Origin of the sequence: Candidatus Palauibacter irciniicola, assembly GCF_965208695.1 — a bacterium.
GTDB lineage: Bacteria > Gemmatimonadota > Gemmatimonadetes > Palauibacterales > Palauibacteraceae > Palauibacter > Palauibacter irciniicola.
The window spans coordinates 2,791,613-2,811,524 of the sequence record NZ_OZ242352.1; the positions used below are offsets into that span (position 1 = coordinate 2,791,613).

The following is a 19,912-nucleotide window of genomic DNA, read 5'->3' on the forward strand; positions in this document are numbered from 1 at the left end:
AAACGCCATTTCCGCAGGCTACGCCCTTCCCCCGAACGCCGTTTCATACGGCGCGGACAGCTCGCTCCAGCCCCCGTTGTGGGTGCAGGCGGGCAAGGAAGTCCGCTGCCGGCAGGCACAGGATGTCCCGCACGGAAAGCCGGTCCGCGCCGCGGTACAGAAGCACGCGGCGCGCCTCCGGGTATTCTGCGCCGAAGGCCGCCAGACCTCGCAGGTCCTCGGGCCGTACGCGGTCGGCGTTCTTCACCTCGAACGCCCAGATCCCGTCCGCCCCGTAGAGCACGAAGTCCACTTCCACTCCGGAGCGCGTGCGCCAGTAGTAGAGTCGGGCGTCGACTCCGGAATATGCCACCCACGCCCGAAAGTGCTGCGCAACGAGCCCCTCGAGCGCGGGGCCACCGATCTCCTCGGGTCGGTCGAGCGGGCCTGCCGGTCGCAAACTCCTGAAGACGCCGCAATCGAAGTAGAAGAACCGGGGGTGCGCCGCGAGCCGGCGTTTGGCACGCCGCGTGAACACAGGCAGGCGGAACGCGAGCAGGAGATCCTCGAGCAGTTCCAGGTATCCTGCGACGGTGGTTCGGCTCGTCTCGCACTCGCGCGCGACCGCACTCACGTTGAGCGTCGTACCGTGCGAAAAGGCCGCCGCCTCCAGGAAGCGCGAGAAGCTGCCGACGTCGCGGGCCAGTCCCTCGGCGCGCACTTCCTGCTCGACATAGAGCGCCGCATACGCGGCGAGTGCCGACTCCGGATCCTGCGAGGAAAAGACCGCGGGAACGGTCCCGAGCCTCAGACATGTCTCGAGATCGAAGCCGCGTCCCGCTTCGCCGGCGACCTCCCCCGCCGTCATTTCCCCGGCCATGAAGGGATGCATGGAGCGCATTGCGGCGCGGCCCGCCAGAAGATTCACGCCGCCGCGTCGAAGCTTGCGGGCGCTGGAACCCGTGAGGATGAACCGGTATCCTCGCGCGGACTCCATGAGGTCATGGACGACGTTCAACAGTTCCGGGACGCGCTGGATCTCGTCGATGACCACATCGTTGCCGGCCGGAGTTCCCAGCACCAGTTCCCGCAGACGTTCGGGGCGGGCGGCCAGCCGGCGATACTCCTCCGGCTTCAGCAGGTCCACTACGAGAGCGTCCGGCAGTGTCGAGGCCAGCCAGGTGGTCTTGCCGGTCCCGCGCGGGCCGAAGAGGAAGAAGCTGCCCTGCGGAAGAGCGAGGAATCGCGGTAATGTCGTCATAATGCGCGTCAAAATGACGGCGGATCCGCCATTTTGTCAACGTGGCGTGCGGGGCTACTGAAGAGACGGGCCCGAGCTAGCGCCTCCACTGGCGGGCCGAAGGGAGACCTCGGGAGACCAGGACTTCGAGGTCGGCGGCGTCCGGAATCGGGAGGATCGACGCGAGGGAGGCCGGGTCGGCCGCGGCTCCGGCGAGCGCGCCGAGGCCGCCTTGGCCGCCGTCGAGGCTCGCGAGGTCGCGCACGATCGCGCGGACCCCGCCCGTCCGCGGGTCGCGGAGGATGGCTGCCGGTGGACGGCTCGCAGCGCTCAGCGTCGCCGTTCCTCCGGGGCCGACCAGCACCACGGTCGCCAACCGATCCGCCCACGCCGGGGACACCGGAAGGGCGAAGACGAATCCGGACTCCCCGTCCCCGTCCGCCATCTCCTGCATGTCGAAGTTCAGCGAGAACAACGTCTCTCCATCGGCGGCCGCTCCCGTGAGCGTGTACGGCCCGCCGGACCGGGGCAGCGCCGGCGGAGCGTCGACGACAAAGGCCGGCTCCAGGAACGGCACGCCGTTGGCGTCGGCGCGGCCCCACAGCAGGAGCGTCCGCGCCACACCGGTCCGCGCGGGCGCCGCTCCACCCTCCTCGCGAACGCGGTGGTCGAACGCCTTGCTGAAGCTGTAATCGCTGATCCACTTCGGTCCGCAGTAGGACATCAGGTCGGACGCCTCGGGATCGACGAGTGAACTGTCCGCGCTGTTGAAGCCCCACACGCCGATCGTCCCGTCCCGGGTGGGGAAGGCGGGATCCGGCCCTCCGGCCCCTCCGCAGGGCGCATGCCGAAGGTCCATGTTGTGTCCGAGTTCATGCGCGACCGTAACGGTGCGGACACGCGCGAAGCTGGTCCGGCCGCCGATGAATCCCCGACCCGCGAGGCCCACTTCCTCCACGAGATACCGGGGTATCCCGCCCATGTAGTAGCCCGTTCCGCCCTCCAACACCCGAATCGCCTCGATCTCCGTCATCAGGTCTTCGTGGGTTCGCGCCGAGGTGTACACGACCTCGTGCAGGGCAAGGGTGAAGTCGCCGACGGGCAACCACTGTCGAACGCCCGAGAACAGGGAGTCGTCTTCCGTCAGGTCCGCGACGCGGCTCAGGAAATCGTCGGACGTCACTTCGGGGCGGACGATGGGCAGATACGTGAGGTGAAGCGCCGGCACCGCCCGCACGTCGATGGCCTGTCGGCCGGTGGCCGGGATCCGCTTCGCGGTTCCAGGGTCGGGTCCGAGCGTGTCCTCCGGGTCGACTTCCACCACGAGTTCCAGGCCGGGTTGAACGACTTCGGCCGGGATCGCGGCGTTCGCGGACGCGTCGAGCCGACCTTCTTCCACACTGGACGGCACCGTGAGTGCCGACCCCGGAATGTCCATCGTGTGGATCTCGGCGTCCTCCAGGTAGAAGCGCGCGCGCACGGGCGGAAGACCGACCGTTTCCCCTTCCGGAGCCGTGAGGAACACGCGAAGCAGGGCCGGCCGGCCCGCCACCAGGGGAACCGGGAACTCGAACGACTGCACGGACTGCGTCAGATACACGGGCGCGACGTCGTTCTCGCAGCGGGGCACGCGGGCCGCGCGCAGCGTGCGGAGCCAGGCCTCAAAGTCCGGATCCGCGGGAGCGCACAGCGCCGTGCCGCCGGCGTTGAGCGTCGTGAGCCGGGGGAGGTCCCTGAGGCCCACCGGGAGCAGGCCCGACAACTGCGGGTTGCCGTTCACGGCCAGCTCCCGCAGCCAGGCGAGGCCGGTCAGCTCCGCCGGAACCGGGCCCGACAGGTCGTTCTGCGCCAAAGAGAGGAATTCGAGGTACGTGAGGTTGCCCAGGCTCGCGGGAATGGGCCCGCGCAGAGCGTTTCGCTCCAGCCTAAGCTCCGTGAGCAGCGTGAGATCTCCGAGTTCGGCGGGGATCGGGCCGCCGAGGTCATTGGACCACAGCTCCAGGTTCCGGAGTCGCGAGAGCCCGCCGATCTCCGGTGGAATCGAACCCGTCAGCGCGTTGTGGCCAAGGTACAACTCCCTGAGCTCGGGGAGGCGAGCGATCCCGGGCGGGATCGGACCTGTCAGTTCATTGTGGTCCAGCCACAGCTCCGTGAGCGCCGCGAGGTCTCCGAATTCGGCGGGGATCGAACCGTCCAGGTCGTTGTACGACAGCGCCAGGCTCCGGAGTTGCCGGAGGCGGCCGATCCGGGGTGGAATCCGGCCCGTCAGATCGTTGTAACTCAGCCACAGTCGGTCAAGCTCCGCGAGGTCCCCAAGTTCGGCGGGGATCGAACCCGTCAGGTCGTTCGACCACATTCCCAGGCCTCGGAGTGCCGAGAGCCGGCCGATCTCCGGCGGAATCGGGCCCGTGAGCGCGTTGTCGCTGAGGTGCAACTCCGTGAGGCGGGCGAGGCGGCCGATCTGAGGCGGGATGCGGCCCTCGAGGCGGTTGGACGACAGCGACAGGCTTCGGAGCGCCGCGAGCCCGCCGATCTCCGGTGGAATCGGACCCGTCAGCGCGTTCGTGCCGAGGTTCAGCCCGGTGAGTCTGGCGAGGTGGCCGATCTCCGGCGGAATCCGGCCTTCGAGGTCGTTGTCTCGAAGTCGGAGCCTCCAGACGCGGCCGTCGACTTCGGTCTCGACCCCGTACCAATCCTCAAGCGGCGCACCGGTGAGCCAGTTGGCGCTGTTCTTCCAGCCCGCGCCGTTCGTCGCCTCGTAGAGGGCGATGAGGGCCGCCCGGTCCGTCGACGGGTTGGTCGACAGCGGCATCCGGAGTTCAATCTCCGTGGGGCCGGCGTCCCAGCAGGCCAGGAGAGGCAGGAGAAGGACAACGGCCGCTCGCAACCGGACGCGCCGCACCGCTCTAGCGCCTCCACTGGTTCGCCGAAGGAATACCTCGGGAGACGAGAACCTCGAGGTCGGCGGCGTCCGGGAGGATGGACGCGATGGAGGCCGGATCCGCCGCGGCTCCGGCGAGCGTACCGCGGCCACCCTGGCCACCGTCGAAGCTCGTGAGGTCGCGCACGATCGCGCGGACCCGGCCCGACCGCGGGTCGCGGAGGATGGCCGCCGGAGGACCGTTCGCTCCTTCCAGCGTAGCGGTCCCGCCGGGCCCGGAGAGCACCACCGTCGCCAACCGGTCCGCCCACGCCGGGGAAACCGGAAGGGCGAAGACGAATCCCGACTCCCCGTCGCCGTCCGCCATCTCCTGCATGTCGAAGTTCAGCGAGAACAACACCTCTCCCACGGCCGTCGCTCCGGTGAGCGTGTACGGCCCCCCGGCGCGAGGAAGCGCCGGTGGAGCATCGACGACGAAGGCCGGCTCCAGGAACGGCACACCGTCGGCGTCTGCGCGGCCCCACAGCAGGAGGTTCCGCGCGCTGGCCTGTGCCGCCGCCGCTTCGCCCTCCTCGCGGAGGCGGTGGTCGAACGCCTTGGTAAAGCTGAAATCGCTGATCCACGGCGGCCCGCAATAGGACATCAGGTCGGATGTCTCGGGAGCGACGAGTGAACTGTCGTAGCGGTTGAATCCCCACACTCCGATCGTTCCGTCTCTGGTCGGGAAACCGGGATCCGGGCCTCCGGCACCTCCGCAGGGGGCATGCTGGAGGCTCATGTTGTGTCCGAGTTCATGCGCGATCGTAGTAGTGCGGACACGCGAGAAGCTGACCCGGCCGCCGCGCATCGCCACGCCGGCATAGCCCACTTCGAACACGAGATACCGGGGGATGCCGCCCATGTAGTAGCCCGTTCCGCCCTCCAATACGCGAATCGCCTCGATCTCCGAGAGCAATTCGCCGCCCGTTCGCGCCGCGGTGTACACCACCTCGTGCAGGGCGACGGTGAAGTCGCCGACGGGCAACCACTGTCGAGCCCCCCGGAACAGCGTATCGGTTTCCGTCAGACCCGTGACTCGGCTCAGAAACTCGCCGGACTCCCGGGAGGCGCGGACGACGGGCAGATACGTGAGGTGAAGCGCCGGTACCGCTCGCACATCGATGGCCTGTCGGCCCGTGGGCGGGATCCGCTTCGCGGTTCCAGGGTCGGGCCCCAGCGTGTCCTCCGGGTCGACTTCCACCACGAGTTCCAGGCCCGGTCGAACGACTTCGGCCGGGATCGCGACATTCGCCGACGCGTCGAGTCGACCTTCTTCAATGCGGGACGGCACCGTGACTGCCGACCCCGGAATGTCCACCGTGTGGATCTCGGCGTCCTCCAGGTAGAAGCGCGCGCGCACAGGTGGAAAGAACCCGGCCGCCTCTCCGTCGAGAGCGGTGAGGAACACGCGAAGCAGGGCCGGGCGGCCCGCCACCAGCGGAACCGGGAACTCGAACGACTGCACGGCTTGTGTGAGATACACGGGCGCTACGTCGTCCTCGCAGCGAGGCACGCGCGGGGCTCGGAGCGTCCGAAGCCAGGCCTGAAAGCCCGGATCCGCGGGAGCGCACAGCCCGGTGCCGCCGGCGCTGAGCGTCGTGAGCCGCCCGAGGTCCTTGAGGCCCACCGGGAGCACGCCCGACAACTGCGGGTTGCCGTTCACGGCCAGTTCCCGCAGCGCGGCGAGGCCGGCCAACTCCGCCGGGACCGGGCCCGACAGATCGTTTTGCGAGAGGGAGAGGAGTTGGAGATACCTCAGGTTGCCCAAGCTCGCAGGGATGGGGCCGCTCAGAGCGTTTCGCTCCAGCCCCAGCTCCCTGAGCCGCCAGAGGTCTCCGAGTTCGGCGGGGATCGGACCCTCCAGGTCGTTGGACCACAGCTCCAGGCTGCGGAGTTGCGAGAGCCCGCCGATCTCCGGTGGAATCGGACCGGTCAGCGCGTTGTGGGCCAAATCCAACGCGCTGAGCTCCGAGAGGCGGCCGATCTCCGGCGGGATCCGACCCGTCAGATCGTTGTAGCCCAGCGACAGCTGCCTGAGCGCCGAAAGGTCTCCGAGGTCGGCGGGGATCGCACCCTCGAGGTCGTTCGCCCGCAGCGCCAGGCGCTCGAGTTGTGGAAGGCGGCCGATCTCGCGCGGGATCGGACCCGTCAGATTGTTGCGAACGAGGTCCAACTCCGTGAGCCCGGAGAGGCGGCCGATCTCCGGCGGAATCGGACCCGTGAGATGGTTGCCACCGAGATCCAACTCCCAGAGCCCGGAGAGCTGGCCGATCTCCGGCGGAATCGGACCCGTCAGATCGTTGCCGCCGAAGCTCAACACTCTGAGCCTCGAGAGCTGGCCGATCTCCGGCGGAATCGGGCCCGTCAGATCGTTGTCGCTCAACCACAATCGGCTAAGCGCCTCAAGGTCGCCGAGTTCGGGCAGGATCGCGCCGGTCAGTTCGTTGGACCGCAGCCCCAGGCCGCGGAGCCTCGACAGCCGGCCGATCTCCGGTGGAATCGGACCCGTCAGCGCGTTGTTGCTGAGGTGCAACTCCGTGAGGTCGGAAAGGCGGCCGATCTGAGGCGGGATGCGGCCACCGAGCTGATTGGAAATCAGCTCCAGCGTTCGGAGTTGCGAGAGCCCGCCGATCTCCGGCGGAATCGGACCCGTCAGGGCGTTCCTTCCGAGGTCCAGATCCCTAAGCTTGGCGAAGTGGCCGATCTGGGGCGGGATCCGACCCTCGAGATCGTTGTCTCGAAGTCGGAGCTCCGTGACCCGACCGTCGGTGTCGGTATCGACTCCATGCCAATAGATGAGCGGTACGTCGCTGAGCCAGTTTCTGCTGTTCTTCCAGCCCGCGCCGTTCGCCGCCTCGTAGAGAGCAATGAGCGCCGCGCGGTCAGTCGATGGGTCGGTCGACTCCGGTATCCCTGGCAGAAGCTCCATCGGGCCGGCATCCCCGCAGGCCAGGAGGGGCAGGAGAAGGACCGGGATCGCGCGACGCCCGCCGACGCTCCGCATGGGCTATCGGCGGCCGGCGGGTACCAGTCGCACGATGCCGGTCGGTGGGCCGTCCACGTCCCGCGTTTCACCGTCGATGGCGAGGTAGATGAACCCGTCCGGCCCCTGGCGTACGTCGCGGATGCGGCCGATCCCCTGCAGCAGCGTCTCCTCGTGCGTCACCTCCCGGCCCTCCATCCGCAGCCGTGCGAGGCGCCGTCCGCTGAGACCGCCGACGAGCATGTCGCCGCGCCACTCCGGGAACGCGTCGCCCGTGTAGAAGAGCATGCCGGAGACGCCGATCGAGGGGACCCAGATGTGCTCCGGCGGCTCCATCTCCTCCATGAGGGTGCCCGAGTGGATGCGGGACCCGGTGCGGTAGTTCACGCCGTACCCCACGACGGGCCAGCCGTAGTTGAGCCCCGGCTCGATCAGGTTCAGCTCGTCTCCGCCCTGCGGGCCGTGCTCGTTCTGCCACAGCTCTCCCGTCTCCGGATGGACCGCCATCCCCTGCGCGTTGCGGTGGCCCCACGTCCAGATCTCGGGGTGGATCTCCTCGTCGCCGGCGCGTCCGACGAACGGGTTGTCCTCCGGGATCCGGCCATCGTCGTGGAGCGGATCGTGCTGCCGTTGTGATTGGACAGGTTCTGGGCGGGGTGCGCTCCGAGTTCGCCGGCCGGGGGCCACTGCCGGTCGCCCAGCGTCATGAACAGGTAGCCGTCGTGGTCGAAGACGAGGCGTCCGCCCCACATCGAACTGCGCTCCGTCCCGTTCCCGGGCGCGTCCGCGTGGAACAGTTCCTCGACATCGCTCAGCCGGTCGTTCTCGAACCGGCCGCGGGCGATCGCGATCGTGCCCAGCGAATCGGGACCCGGCTTCACGTAGCTCAGGTAGAGGAGCCGGTTCGTCGCGAAGTCCGGGTGCAGGATCGCGTCGCGCAGGCCCGCCTGCTCGAAGCCGGCCATGGAACGGGCGCCGCGCCCGAGCGCCCGGATCGGCGGCAAACCCTCGACGGAATCCGGCAGGAGAACGCCATCGCGGACGATGCGGAGCCGGCCGGGGCGTTCCGTCACGAGGAGGTCGCCCTCGGGCGTGAAGGCCAGCGAGAACGGGCGCACGAGCCCGTCCGCCACCTCTTCCACCCGGAAGTCGTGCAGCGCGGTCCGGACGACGCCGTCGTCGCCGCCTTCCGGTTCGCCGCCGGGGGCGCACGCGGCGACGGCCAGGAGCACGGCCAGGAACGATACGGCGAGGAAGCGGGAGTCGCGGGGATGGCTCATCCGGGAATCGTCCGTCCGTGTCAGGGGGATCATGCGGCCTCTATACTTATGGCGTCCTACAGGAGCCTGACAGGAGGCAGACATGCTGCGCGCCCACGCCGTCACATCGATCCTCGCCCTTCGTCCCGCCGTCCTCGCGACGGCGGCAGCCCTGATGGTCGGTTGCGCGCCGGATGGCGGTGGAGACGCGACCGAGGGGGGTGGAGACGCCACCGACGCGGTCGCCTACGAGGGGGCGCGGGTGATCGCAGGCGACGGCTCGGTCATCGAATCCGGCGTATTCGTGGTGGAGGCCGGGCAGTTCGCCGCCGTCGGGGCGAGCGGGGAGGTCGAGGTGCCGGACGGCGCGGAGCGGGTGGACCTCTCCGGCAAGACGGTCATGCCCGCGATCGTGAACGCGCACCTTCACCTCTCGTCCGAACGCGACGAGCGGATCGAGCAACTCCAGCACATGGCGTACTACGGGGCGGGGGCCGTCGTGAGCCTCGGGACCGAGACCGGCGGCATCGGGATCGAGATGCGCGACGAGTTCATCCCGGACGCGGCGCGCGCGAAGACGGCCGACCGCGGGATCACGATGCCGGAGCCCGGCCGTTCCGAAGCTCCCTACTGGATCCAGACGGAGGAGGAGGGGCGGGCCGCCGTCCGCGAACTGGCGGAGCGGCAGGTCGACATCGTGAAGATCTGGGTCGACGACCGCGGAGGGCGCTACGAGCAGCTGCCTCCGGAACTCTACCGTCCGATCATCGACGAGGCGCACGGGCACGGCCTCATGGTCACGGCCCACGTCTTCTACCTCGAGGACGCCAAGGAACTCCTGCGCGCGGGCGTGGACGTGTTCGCGCACGGCGTGCGGGACCTCGACGCGGACGACGAACTCATGGAACTGTGGGCCGAGCGCCCGGAGGTCGTCCTCGTCCCCAACCTCGCCGGGCCGGGAGTGGCGCTCGACCTGAGCTGGCTCAGCGGCACCGTGCCCGCCGACCGGCTGGCCGAGATGCAGGCGGCGTCCGTGGACAACCCCGCCGCGCAGGAGTTCTTCGGCATCCAGGCGCGGAACCTGGCCCGCTTCGCCGAGGCCGGCATCAGGATCTCCTTCGGGACCGACGGCAGCGCGGCCTGGGCCGTGCACCAGGAGATGGAGGACATGGTCCGCGCGGGCGTGACGCCGGGCGACGTCATCGTCGCGGCAACGAAGACCTCCGCGGAGTTGATGAACTGGGACGACCTCGGAGAGATCGCCGCCGGCAAGAGCGCCGACTTCATCGTGCTGGACGCGAACCCGCTCGACGACATCACGAACACGCGCCGGATCGACGCCGTCTACCTGCGGGGAGACATGGTCGACCGGGAGGGGATCAGCGCCCGCCTGCTCGCGGCCGGGACCGAGTGATCGAACTTCAACCCGTGACCCTCGAGGGGCACGGCGTCCGTCTCGAACCCATGGGACTCGAGCACGCGGACGCGCTCGCCGAGGCCGCCGCGGACGGGGAGTTGTGGAACCTCTTCTTCACCTTCGTCCCCGCCCCGGACGAAGTGACCGACTACATCGAGATGGCGCTCGAGGGCCAGACCGCCGGCCACATGCTGCCGTGGGTCGTCCGGCTCGCGGACACCGGCGCGGTGATCGGCTCCACCCGCTACCACGACATCCTGCCACACGTGGACCGGGTCGAGATCGGCTACACCTGGTACGGCGCGAGCCACCAGCGCACGCACGTCAACACCGCGTGCAAGCTCCTCCTCATGACGCACGCCTTCGAGACGGTGGGCTGCGGAGTCGTCGGGCTCCGCACCGACGGCCTGAACCTGCGCTCCCAGCGGGCCATCGAGGCGCTCGGCGCGAAGAAGGACGGCGTCATCCGCAATCACTCGCTGCGCCGCGACGGAAGCGTGCGCGACGACGCGATGTACTCCGTCCTCCTCCACGAATGGCCCGGAATCAAGCGCCACCTCGAAACCCGCCTCTGGCGCCACCGCTGACGGGGGCGCCCGAGGCGGGCGTACGTCTGGAGGCTACATGCCGAGGGGGATGTCGACCTGCGTGTTCTCCCATGAGAAGCGGAGGGCGCCGTCCACCTGCTCGAAGGTCATCATCTCCACCATGCCGCCCGTGGCCGAGGGCGTCGCCATGAAGCTGCCCACCTCGGTGCTCTGGACCGCTTCGTCGATCGGGATCCCCCAGCGGTTGTATTCGGAGTTCACGTGGAACTCCCATTCCGTCTCGCCGGGCGTGGCGTACAGCGAGTAGCTGCCGGGCCCGAGCGCGACACCACCGACCGTGGTGGCGGCGGAGAGGTGGAGCGCCGTCGCTTCGTTCGCACCGAGGCGCCAGACCTCCCCGTAGGGGACCAGCTCGCCCATGACCACGCGCTCGCGGGCCGACGGCGCGCCGTAGCAGAGGAGACCTTCACCCCCGTCGTACGAGAAGCTCAGCTCCTGGAGCGGGCTCGCCCGGCCTTCCACATCGCCCATGACGACGCAGGCCAGCCCCGCGTCCGCCATTTCGTCCATGGCTTCGGCCGTCTCCGCCATCTCCGTCTCCGCCATCTCCGACTCGCCCGCCTCGGATCCTCCGCCACACGCCAGGACCAGAAGAACGGTGAGGTACCACGCGCTGCTCCGCTTCATCTCATCACCTCCGATTGTTCTGTTTTCGGACGCTATTTCGTCCAGACCGCGACGAGGCCGCACCGGGAAGGCGGGAACTCCGCCGGACCCGACGCCAGCCCCTTGTATATCTCGATGCCCGCGATCTCGCTCGGCCTCACCACGTCGTCGAGCGCGATCCCCCTCGTCGGCAGCCCGTCGACATAGAAGGTCAGCGAACAGGCGCCCGTGACCCCCGACGACAGCCTCGTGTTCACCAACCGGCAATCCGTACGCCGGGCGTTGCACTGCAACCGGATGCCCGACTCGTCCGCGATCATGTGCGATATCTCCACCGGCCGCCGGCGATCGATGTCGTCCGCCGTGTAGAAGGTGCCCGTTCCGACGAGTTCGCTCCAGTGCCGGCGCTCGTAGAAGCCCTTGACCTCCAGCCGGCGGGACCTCGTGACGGTCGCCACGATCGGCTCCATCTCCACGGGAGCGGGGACCATGCCGATCTCCACGTCCGTGGTGAGGCCGGGCGAGACCTCGAGCACGTAGGAGAGCGGAGCATACCCGATGTGCCGCACGTTGAGTTCCTGCATGCCGACCGGAACGCCGCTGAGGACGAAGCGCCCCTGGCGGTCGGTCTCGGCCACCCGCAGACGGTCGGGAACGGACACCGTGGCGGCCACCACCGGATCATCCGTGATGGCGTCGTGCACCTGGCCCATCAGCCTGCCAGTCCTGACCCGCCCGGAGCGCAGCATGAGGGTGACGTCGTGGGACATGCCGGCGACGACCACGACGATCGCCTCTTCGCTCGAGAAGTTCCCGTACTCCGACCAGAGCGTGGCCCGGGTCGCATCCCGCGGGGCGCAGAGGACGAGGCGTCCGTCGCTACCGACCACCTCGCGCACCGGCCGTCTCGCGCGCTCGGTCTCCGTCCACCGCACGACGACCACCGCGTTGGCGACCGAAGCCGTGCCATCGTCGTCGACGACGCGAACCCCCAGGCTCGCGCGATCCCCGCACTCCGACTCCTGGGCCGAGAGAGCCCCGGCCCCGCCGGCAAGCCCCCACGCCGCAACGAGGCTTGGGGCGAACCACCGCGCCGCCAACCGTGCCACCGATCTGGAATCAGAACTCGGGAATCTCCGCATCTCCCCTCAAGACTGGGATACGGACCCCCCGCCATCAAGCGAGGAGGAGGAAGCCTGTGGCGGCGAGACCCGCGGCGAAGAGGGCGTAGGGGAGTTGGGTCAGGGCGTGCTCGACGACGCCGCAGCCGCTGCCTCGGGCGGCGAGGACGGTGGAGTCGCCGTAGAAGCAGGTGTGGCTGCCGAAGGCGCTGGCGGAGATGAGGGCTCCGATCACGAGCGGCATCTCGGCTCCCACCGAGTCGGCGAGCGGGAGCACGATCGGGACGGCTACTGCGAAGATCCCCCAGAACGACGCCGTGGCGAAGGCGACGAGGGACATCGTGAGGAAGGTGACGGCGGGGAGCAGTTGCGGCGTCATCAGCGGCTCGACGGTCTCGATGAGGTAGGCGGTGAGGCCGAGTCCGTCGTTCACCTCCTTGAGGAGGAAGCCGCCGAACACGGTCGCCAGGGGGACGATCATCGTGAGCACGCCGGCCATGCTGGTGTCGAGCGCGGCGCGTACCGGGAGGAGCCTCGTGCCCACGACGATGGCGAGGGTAAGGCCGAGCGCCACGACGACGCCCTTGAGGATGTCGAGGTCGAGGATCCAGGTGGCGGCCACGAGGGTGACGACCGGGACGATGAAGTGCCACGGGCGCGCGCGCTCGGCGGCGCGCGGATCGGTCTCGCCTTCGAGCTTCGCCTCCTCAAGGCCCGGAGGCACCACCTGGCCCGTCTCCCGTGCGCGACGCTCGGCCTTGCGCATGGGGCCGACGGCGGGGACGAGGCCGGTTCCGACGAGGAGTGCCAGCGCCACCGCGATCCACGCGTAGAGCATGAACGGGATCGCATCGATGTAGAGCGAGAGACCGCGGCCCGATGCCGCCCACCCCGTCTCCTCGAGCAGGCCGGAGAAGTAGGCGGCCCACGTCGAGATCGGCACGAGGATGCACACGGGCGCGGCGGTGGAGTCCACGACGTAGGCGAGCATCTCGCGCGACACGCGGTGGCGGTCGGTGAACCGCTTCACGGAGGAGCTGACCGCGAGGACGTTCAGGTAGTCGTCGATGAAGACGGCGAGTCCGAGGAGCCACGTCGCGGCGAGCGAGCCGCCGCGCGTCCGGATGCGGGCCGACGCCGCGTCGCCGAAACGGGCCGCGGCGCCCACCCGCACGAGCAGCGTGATGAGGCTGCCGAAGAGCGCGCAGACGAGGATGATCCAGCCCACGGTCTCGTTCTGCATGACCGCGACCATGCCGTCCGTGAACGCGGTGAGCGGGTCCCGGGGCGCGAGGATCGCGAACCCGACGAGCGCCCCGATGATGAGGGATTCGACGGGGCGCCGGGTCGCCACGGCGACGGCCAGGACGACGGCGGTGGGGATCAGGCTTACGACGCCGAAATGCTCCAGCGGCGACTCCCTTCTAGAGTCGGACCTCGTCGCCGACCCGTACGGCGCCGGGCTCGGCCACCTCGCACTTCACGCCGACGTTCCCCTCGTTGTGGTCGAAGGCGGCGCGCAGCACCCGCGGGTCCTTCGGGAGATCCCCCAGCGGGAGCGTGACCATGACGCAGCGCATGCAAGGCTTCGTCACGCTCAGGCGCGCCCCTCCGACCTCGAGCGTGCCGCCCACCCAGTCGTTCTCGACGAAGCCGCGCGCCCCGGCGACGGGTTCGATCACGAGGTTGGGCCGAAAGCGGCCGACGTCGAAGTCGCTCCCGGGGACGAGTTCCCGCAGGTGGTCGAGGCTCGTCGTCGTCAGTGCGTGGAGGCCGGAACTGTCGAAGAACGTCCCGGGCGGCAGTTCCCACTCCGTGATCTCGTCGCGGTAGGTCCGTCCGTCCTGCACGAGTCCCTCCATGTCCGGCCAGTGGTACTCGCAGGTCGCCGTCTCGACCGCCTCCGTCGCGAACGCCACTTCCCGGCCCAGGAGCGCGCTCAGGCGAGCCTCCAGCCGCCCGCGCCCCGCGCTCGACAGCGTCGTGCCGTCCTCGAACCGGACGCGGATCGACGCGGCCCCGTTCTCCCGTTCGAAGCTCGCCGAAAGCCCGTAGACCGCCCCCCACAGCCGCGGCCGCTTCGCGCTCACCACGCGCCCCGTCTCGCGATCCACCAGCGCGCCGGCCCGGTCGCCCTCCATCCCGCGCGCCGTGATTCGAGCCGCCTCGAGGCGTTCTCCCCCCATCGACTTCACGGGATAGCGGTACAGGCTCACGACGCGCCCCACCACCATGCCCCGCGGCGCCCCCGCTCCCGCTCCGTCCATGGCCGGGTGGGCGCTCACCGCACGAGCGACACGAGGTAGGCGAGGCCGGTCCCGCCGAGGAGGACGAGTCCCACCCACGACAGCGTCACCATGCCGCGGCCCGGCCGGTGCTCGGGCGGCACCGCCTCCGACGTGACGGCGCGGAGGTTGAAGTAGCCGAGGATGGGCGCGGTGAGGAACGCCACCGTCGTCGCGAAGTCCACCATCGCGGTGAGGCTGCCGGAGAAGCCGAGGAGGATGAAGAAGGCGACGACGGGGAGCGCGATCATGCTCCACCAGTAGACGCGTCCCACGCGGGTCACCGTGTCCGCCGCGACGTGCCCCCGCAGGTTCGCCAGCGTGCGCTCGATCGCGCGCGGGAAGCCGTCCGTGACGGCGAGGAGGCTCGAGAAGATCGTCGCCATCGCCGCTACGAGGACGATGGGACGGGACCACGAACCCAGCGTCGTGCTGTACATGTCGACGAGTTGCGTGGAGAACACGGCCCCCGCGGCGCTGAGGGTGACGTCCGCCTGGAAGAGGACCGTGGCTCCGACGGACACGAAGATGAGCGCGAGGATGCCGGTGCCGACGAAGCCGACGAGGAAGTCGCGTTTCGCGTCGGCGACCGACGTCCGCGCACCCGTCGTCTTGTCCTTGGCGAGCGTCCACAGGCTGCTCCACACCGCCACGTCGACGGGCGAGGGCATCCACCCGATGAGGGCGAGGAGGAAGGCGAAGGGGACGACGGTGCCGACGACGTCGCCCGGCCACAGCGCCAGCGTCGAGAGGTCGGCCCGCGGCGCGGCCACGAGCGCGGTCGCCACGGTCGAGACGACGAGCATCGCGAGCAGGATCTTGATCGTGATGTCGAGGCCGCGGAAGCGCCCCACCGCGAGCACCCCCACGCAGGCGCCCATCAGCACGGCCCCCGTCGCCGCCAGCGGCCACTCGGCGCCGAAGGCGTAGCGCGTGAGGAAGGCCATGAACATCGCGAGCGCCGCGAGCGAGATGATCGCGGTCACGAGGGTGATGGCGAGGAAGAGCCACAGCGCCCAGCGGCCGATGTCGCGGTAGCCCTCGACCAGGCTCCGCCTCGTGGCCGCCGCGTAGCGCGCCCCGTACTCGAAGAACGGGTACTTGAGGACGAGCGCGAAGACGATCACGCCGACGAAGGCGAACCCCGCCTCCGCTCCCGCGCGCGTGGACTGCACGAGGTGGGAGACGCCGATGGAGGTCGCGGCCCAGATGAGACCGGGGCCGAAGCTCCTCCAGAAGCTGGAGCGGGAACGCGCGGCGGGTTCGTTCATGGGGCTTCTCCGGCCGACCGTGGGTCGCGGGGGTGCGTGGAGCCTGAGGATGCCCCTCCCCCGCCGGATGGTGCAACGCCGCGACGAACGTGCAATAGTGAGTCGCCGTCCGTCCAATCCCCGAACGCTGGAGAAGTCGCCGTGCTATCCACGCTCGCGCTCGCCGCGCTCATGCAGGCGCCCGCCGTGCCGCAGGAACTCGCGCCCGGAACGCGCTACGACCCCGACATCCCGACGCTCGAAGAGGTGGCGGGACACGGCTTCCGCGACGTCGTCACGCCGCCGGAAGACGTGATCCGCTACATCGAGGCGCTCGCCGCGGCGGCGCCGGAGCGGACGCATCTCATCCAGTACGCGGAGAGTTGGGAGGGGCGGCCGCTCGTCGTCCTCGTCATCGGTTCGGCGGAACGCATGGCGCGGCTCGACGAGGTCAAGGCCGGGATCGCGCGGCTCGCCGATCCCCGGGGCCTCTCCGACGAGGAGGCGGAAGCGCTGCTCGCCGAGCTTCCCGTCGTCACCGCCCTGATGCACTCGATTCACGGCGACGAGATCAGCCCCGCCGGCGCCGCGATGGCGGAAGCCTACCACTTGCTCGCCGCGATGGGGGATCCCGACGTCGATCTCATCCTCTCGGAGTCGCTCGTCCTCATCGATCCCCTCGAGAACCCGGACGGACGGAACCGCTTCGTGTACCAGAACTCGGTCGCGCAGGCGCGCTGGCCGGAGGAAGCCCGCGTCTCCGCCGAGCACGACCCGCCGTGGCCCGGCGGCCGCGGGAACCACTACCTGTTCGACCTCAACCGGGACCTCTTCATCCAGAGCCAGGTCGAGACCCGCGGGAAGGTGGACATCTTCCTCGAGTTCCGGCCCCACATCGTGGCGGACCTGCACGAGATGGGAGGGGACGCGACGTACTTCTTCCCGCCGACGGCGCCGCCCTCCAACCCCTGGTTCGGTGAGCGGCAGGTCGCGCTCATGGACGTGATCGGGGAGGCGATCGCGGCGCGTTTCGACGAACGCGGGTTCGCCTACTTCAACCGGGAGGTGTACGACCTCTTCTATCCGGGCTACGTGGACATGTGGCCGATGGGTTACGGCGCGCTCGGGATGACGTATGAGCAGGCGAGCGCGGGGGGTCTCCGGCTGCGGCAGTCGGACGACGACCTGCTCACGTACGGCGACGGCGTGCTGCATCACTTCACGGCGGGGATCGAGACCGCGCTCACGGCCGCGCGAAACCGGGACCGGATCCTGCGCGACTACCTGGCGTTCCTGCGCGAGGGGGTCGCGCTCGGAGAGCGGGGACCGGCCGAGATCGTGCTGCACTCGGCGCACGACCCGGGGATGGCGGAGCGGCTCGGCCTCATGCTCGTCGAGAACGGGATCGAGGTGTTTCGCGCCTCCGGTCCGGTGACGGCGGGCGACCGGACGCTGTCCGCGGGTTCGAGCTTCATCGTGCCGCTCGCGCAGCCCGGGCACCGCTTCATCCACAACCTCCTCGACGCGCACGTGCCGATGGAGGAGGAATTCGTTAGGCGGCAGATCGAGCGCCGCGCGAACCGGCAGCCGGACGAGATCTACGACCTGACCGCGTGGAGCCAGCCGCTCCTGTGGGACGTGGAGGCGATCGAGACCGCGGCGACGGGGGCCCGCGGCGCGGCGCTGACCGCGAGCGACGCGGCCGCGCGCCCGGAGGTGGCCGGCGACGCGGGCGGAGACGACGGCGGGGTCGAGCCCGCGGACCCGCTGCCCGAGGCGCTCGTCGGCTACCTGGTCCCGTGGGGCACGAACGGGGCCGCGGCGGTCGCCGAGGCGCTGCGCGAGGGTCTCCGGGTGCGGGCCGCCGGTGCGGAGTTCACGCTGGACGGGCGCCGCTTCGGCGTCGGCACCGCCATCCTCCGGACGGCCGAGAACGGTGAGGATCTGCGCCAGCGCCTGGCCGGCATCGCCGCCCGGCACCGCGCCGAGGTCGTGCCCATCGACGACGCGTACGTGCGCGAGGGCATGTCGCTCGGCAGCCGCCGCGTCCGGGCGCTGCGCGAGCCGCGCGTGCTCCTCGTCTACGATTCCCCGGGCGGGAGCTACTCCGTCGGCTGGACGCGCTACGTCCTCGAGCGGCGCTACGGCCAGCGCACAACGGCCGTGCGGGCGTCCAGCCTCGGCCAGGCGCGGCTGGCCGACTACGACGTCATCGTCTTCCCGAGCGGCAACTACGGCGGCGCCGTGGGTGAAGGGCTGCGGGATCGCCTCCAGGCGTGGATGCGCGACGGCGGCACGCTCATCACGATGGCGGAGTCCTCGCGCTGGGCCGCGCGGACGGGGCTCCTCGCCACCGAGGCGGAGCGCCGGGGCGGCCGCGCCGAGGGCGACGACCCGCCGGAGCCCGGCACCCCCGAGCAACCCATCGAATACCTCGACGCGATCTCGCCCGAAGACGAATCGCCGGAGGGCGTGCCCGGCGCGATCCTGCGCACCCTGCTCGACACGGAGCACTGGCTCGCCGCCGGCACGGATGGCGAGATCGGCGTCCTCGTCTCGGGCTCCCGCGTCTTCCGTCCGATCACACTCGACGAGGGCACGAACGTGGGACGCTACGCGGCGCTCGAGGATCTCGTCCTGAGCGGGATCGTGTGGGAGGAGTCGCGCCCGCAACTCGCGAGCAAGGCCTTCCTCATCCACCAGCCGGTGGGAAGAGGACAACTCGTCGCCTTCGCCGAAGACCCGAACTACCGCGCCTACACCGAGGCGACGCAACTCCTGTTCATGAACGCCGTCCTCTTGGGGCCTGGGCGATAGGAAATTGCACAACTACGACCACCTTCGTTGCAAAACTACGATCAATACTATTGCAATACATCGACCGTAGACGTTGCAGATCGCCAAACGAACTGCCAGATTCACGATCATGGCACGTAACGATCGATCCGTTCCGGACTACGTTCCCCGCGTTGCGGACCCCGAGCTGGCCCGGCGTCTCGCTTCGGCGGGCGCTGTCGTCATCGAGGGCCCCCGCGTCTGCGGCAAGACGACGACCGCCCGGCAGGCCGCATCGAGCGAAGTGCTCATGGATGCGGACCCATCCGTGTCCGAGGCGATGGCGGTGGACCCTCGGCTCCTTCTGGAGGGCTCCACACCCCGGTTGATCGACGAGTGGCAGGTGGAACCCAACATCTGGAACTACATCCGCCGGGCCGTGGATGACCGCCCCGGCAAAGGGCACTTCATTCTCACGGGATCGGCCGTCCCCCCCGACGACATCACGCGGCACACGGGTGCCGGGCGGATGAGCCGACTCCGGCTCCGCCCCATGTCGCTGTTCGAGTTGGGTCAGGCGAAGGGCCGCGCTCCGCCGGAGCGTGCGGGGGGGCGCGTCTCGCTGAAGCGCCTGCTTGGCGGAGAGCCCGCGCCGAGCCTGAAGCACGACATGTCGCTCACCGAGATCGCGGAACTGCTGTGCGTCGGCGGGTGGCCCGGACACCTCCTGCGACGGTCCGTGGAAGACGCGCTGGAGGCCAACCGGGACTACCTGGACGAGATCTGTCGTACCGATATCCGCCGGGTCGACGGCATCGCGAGAGACCCCGAACGGGTGCGGCGTTTCCTGGACTCCGTCGCGCGAAATACTGCGACGTGCGCCACCGTCGCGACGATGGCCGAGGACGCGGGCGGTTCGGACGTCTCGCTCTCGACCGAGACCGCCTACTCGTACCTGAAGGCGCTCGAACGGCTCATGGTCGTCGAGCATCAGCGGCCGTGGGCGCCGCACCTGCGCTCGCGGTCGCGGATGAGGAACACACCGAAGCGGCACTTCGTCGACCCGTCCCTCGCCGTGGCGGCGCTGGGCGCCGAACCGGAACACCTCCTGCGCGACCTTCAATGGATGGGGTTCCTCTTCGAGTCCATGGCCGTCCGGGATTTGCGCGTCTACGCACAGGCCACGCGCGCGTCCGTCCACCACTACCGCGACAACACCGATCTCGAGGTCGACGCGATCGTGGACGCAGGACCTGAGAGGTGGGCGGCTTTCGAGATCAAGCTTGGCGCCGGAAGGATCGAGGAGGCGGCGCAGACTCTCCGCAAGTTCGCGGACCGGGTCGATACGGAACGCACCGGCAAACCGGCGGCGCTCGGCGTGATTACGGGAAGTCGCTACGGTTACTGCCGGCCGGATGGCGTGAGCGTCATCCCCATCGGCGCGCTCGGACCCTGATCGGGCCGGGGGC

Annotated in this window: 12 protein-coding genes and 1 pseudogene; 4 read left to right on the top strand and 9 right to left on the bottom strand. The window is 69.7% G+C overall.

Annotated elements, in window-relative coordinates; genetic code table 11:
* Positions 1-43 precede the first annotated feature (43 nt).
* From ACOGI9_RS12100 to ACOGI9_RS12115, 4 genes and pseudogenes are all read right to left on the bottom strand, one after another.
* Complete coding sequence (locus tag ACOGI9_RS12100) at positions 44-1,252, bottom strand: ATP-binding protein (protein WP_419857372.1); 1,209 nt, start codon at positions 1,250-1,252, stop codon at positions 44-46.
* Positions 1,253-1,316: 64 nt separating this feature from the next.
* Positions 1,317-4,031 carry a hypothetical protein gene (locus ACOGI9_RS12105; protein WP_419857373.1) on the bottom strand — a complete coding sequence of 905 codons (2,715 nt, stop codon included), beginning with the start codon at positions 4,029-4,031 and terminating at the stop codon, positions 1,317-1,319.
* A 94-nt stretch (positions 4,032-4,125) separates the two neighbouring features.
* Positions 4,126-7,068 carry a hypothetical protein gene (locus ACOGI9_RS12110; RefSeq protein ID WP_419857374.1) on the bottom strand — a complete coding sequence of 981 codons (2,943 nt, stop codon included), beginning with the start codon at positions 7,066-7,068 and terminating at the stop codon, positions 4,126-4,128.
* Positions 7,069-7,146: 78 nt separating this feature from the next.
* Positions 7,147-8,486, bottom strand: a pseudogene (locus ACOGI9_RS12115) (PQQ-dependent sugar dehydrogenase).
* Between ACOGI9_RS12115 and ACOGI9_RS12120 the strand changes: the two are divergent.
* Positions 8,485-9,795 carry an amidohydrolase family protein gene (locus ACOGI9_RS12120; protein ID WP_419857375.1) on the top strand — a complete coding sequence of 437 codons (1,311 nt, stop codon included), beginning with the start codon at positions 8,485-8,487 and terminating at the stop codon, positions 9,793-9,795. The pseudogene ACOGI9_RS12115 and the gene ACOGI9_RS12120 sit on opposite strands and share 2 nt — an antisense overlap.
* A complete protein-coding gene (locus ACOGI9_RS12125; protein WP_419857376.1) occupies positions 9,792-10,385 on the top strand; it encodes a GNAT family N-acetyltransferase in 594 nt (197 codons plus the stop codon). The genes ACOGI9_RS12120 and ACOGI9_RS12125 overlap by 4 nt, the downstream gene beginning before the upstream one ends.
* Positions 10,386-10,418: 33 nt before the next feature.
* Here ACOGI9_RS12125 and ACOGI9_RS12130 read toward each other — a convergent pair whose 3' ends face one another.
* The 5 genes from ACOGI9_RS12130 to ACOGI9_RS12150 all read right to left on the bottom strand — a co-directional run bounded on the left by ACOGI9_RS12130 (position 10,419) and on the right by ACOGI9_RS12150 (position 15,689).
* Positions 10,419-11,033, bottom strand: coding sequence for a DUF2911 domain-containing protein (locus ACOGI9_RS12130; protein WP_419857377.1), 615 nt, complete (start codon positions 11,031-11,033; stop codon positions 10,419-10,421).
* 32 nt (positions 11,034-11,065) lie between these two features.
* Positions 11,066-12,112 (bottom strand): carboxypeptidase regulatory-like domain-containing protein, encoded by a 1,047-nt coding sequence (locus ACOGI9_RS12135; RefSeq protein WP_419857378.1) that lies wholly within the window; start codon positions 12,110-12,112, stop codon positions 11,066-11,068.
* Between the two features lie 76 nt (positions 12,113-12,188).
* Positions 12,189-13,487 (bottom strand): Na+/H+ antiporter NhaC family protein, encoded by a 1,299-nt coding sequence (locus ACOGI9_RS12140; protein WP_419857379.1) that lies wholly within the window; start codon positions 13,485-13,487, stop codon positions 12,189-12,191.
* A 70-nt stretch (positions 13,488-13,557) separates the two neighbouring features.
* Positions 13,558-14,400, bottom strand: a complete 843-nt coding sequence (locus ACOGI9_RS12145) for an MOSC domain-containing protein (protein WP_419857380.1) — start codon at positions 14,398-14,400, stop codon at positions 13,558-13,560.
* 14 nt (positions 14,401-14,414) lie between these two features.
* Positions 14,415-15,689 (bottom strand): NRAMP family divalent metal transporter, encoded by a 1,275-nt coding sequence (locus ACOGI9_RS12150; RefSeq protein ID WP_419857381.1) that lies wholly within the window; start codon positions 15,687-15,689, stop codon positions 14,415-14,417.
* A 141-nt stretch (positions 15,690-15,830) separates the two neighbouring features.
* Between ACOGI9_RS12150 and ACOGI9_RS12155 the strand changes: the two genes are divergently transcribed.
* Both ACOGI9_RS12155 and ACOGI9_RS12160 read left to right on the top strand, forming a co-directional pair.
* The gene (locus tag ACOGI9_RS12155; protein WP_419857382.1) at positions 15,831-18,485 is read left to right on the top strand and encodes a M14 family zinc carboxypeptidase; all 2,655 of its coding nucleotides are present in this window, start codon (positions 15,831-15,833) and stop codon (positions 18,483-18,485) included.
* 109 nt (positions 18,486-18,594) lie between these two features.
* Positions 18,595-19,899 carry an ATP-binding protein gene (locus ACOGI9_RS12160; protein WP_419857383.1) on the top strand — a complete coding sequence of 435 codons (1,305 nt, stop codon included), beginning with the start codon at positions 18,595-18,597 and terminating at the stop codon, positions 19,897-19,899.
* The last annotated feature ends 13 nt before the right edge of the window (positions 19,900-19,912 follow it).